Genomic DNA, 1,529 nt, shown 5'->3' with positions numbered 1-1,529 from the left:
ACTGCGCACGACGGGCGAGTTGCGCGTGGACGGCACCGTGCTGTCGCGCAACGGCACACTCACCGCCACCAGCGGCGGCGACCTGCTGCTGGGTGCCAACGGCGCATTGCAGGCGAGCGGCCTGTTGCAAGCCCAGGCCGGCGGCAAGCTGCAGGCCGACGGCACGATCTCGGGCGAGCAGGATATCCGCCTGTCGTCCAATGCCAACACCGTGGTGAACGGCAAGACGGTCGCCAATGGCCTCTTGAACATCAAGGCCGGCACTGATCTGTCGGTCGGCAAGAACGGCCTGGCGCAAGGCAGCGGCAAGCTGCTCCTCTTCGCCGGCCAGGACCTGCGCATCGCCGGCACGGCCGGCACCGCCGAGACGGCGGCCACGGGCGGCGGCACGCTGCGTGCAGAGGCCGGCCGCGACATTTTCGTGACGGGCACGGTCACGGCCAGCTCGCCGGCCAGCCTGTCGGCGCAGCGGCACATGAGCGTGGACGGCACCGTCACCGCGCTGAGCGGCGATCTGACCACGCAAGCCGGCGGCGACCTGAGGGTGGCCGCGAGCGGGCGCTTGCAGTCCTCGGGCAAGCTGGACGCCAAAGCCGGCGGCGATATCGACTCGGACGGCACGCTGGCGGCCGGCGGCGCATTGGCGCTGGCGGCCACGGGCGATGCGAGGCTGGGCGGCACCATTGCCGCGCTGGGCACGAGTGCCCAGGGCACGCCGCCCGCGCCCGGCGGACGCAGCCTGTCCGTGCCGGCCAGCGGCGACCTGTCCGTGTCGGGCGGACGCGACCTGACCATCAAGCAAGGCGCCCAGGTGCAGGCAGCCGGGGCCTTGAACGCCAGCGCCGGCCGCGACCTGAGCGTCTCCGGCGCGCTGGCCTCGGTGCGCGACCTGACTCTGGCCGCCGCGCGCGACGCGCGCGTGGACGGCTCGGCCGCCAGCGACGCCAAGCTGACGCTGAACGGTCGGAACATCACCGTCGCGGACAAGGGCCTGGTGCAGGCCGCCGACACCTTGACCGCCACCGCCGCCGGTTCGATGCAGATCGCCGGCCGCGCGCTGGCCGGCCGCGACCAGACGCTGAGCGCGGGCGATAGCCTGTCGATCGACGGCACCGCCGCGGCCTTGAAGGGCGACCTCTCGTTGACCGCCACGCGCGGCGACCTGATCCTGGGCGCGGCCTCGCGCCAGCAGGCGGACGGCATGCTCACCGCCACCGCCGGCGGCGCGCTGCAGGCGCTGGGCTCGGCCTCAGCAGGCAAGGATTTGAGCCTGCGCGCCGGCGCCGACGCGCGGCTGAGCGGCGTGATCGGCACTCAGACCGGCAAGCTCTCGGTCAACGCCGCGCGCGACCTCTTCATCACCACCGATGGCCGGCTGCAATCCGGCGCGGCGCTGGCCCTGGACGCGGGCGGCGCGCTGAACAACGCGGGCGTCGCCTTCGCCAGCGGACGGGCCGACCTCTACGCAGGAACAACGCTGGCCAACACCGGCTCGGTGCTGGCGGGCGGCGATCTGAACGCGCGCACGC

At 73.6% G+C, this 1,529-nt stretch carries 1 protein-coding gene; it reads left to right on the top strand.

Annotated elements, in window-relative coordinates:
• A partial coding sequence (locus KDH83_RS30625) for a hypothetical protein (RefSeq protein WP_212322788.1) occupies nucleotides 1-1,529 on the top strand: 1,529 nt, incomplete at both ends.

It is taken from the genome of Achromobacter sp. Marseille-Q0513, from assembly GCF_018195695.1.
Classification (GTDB): domain Bacteria; phylum Pseudomonadota; class Gammaproteobacteria; order Burkholderiales; family Burkholderiaceae_B; genus Achromobacter.
The sequence above is the reverse complement of the archived record's forward strand: the minus strand, read 5'-3'. Positions and strand labels throughout refer to the sequence as shown.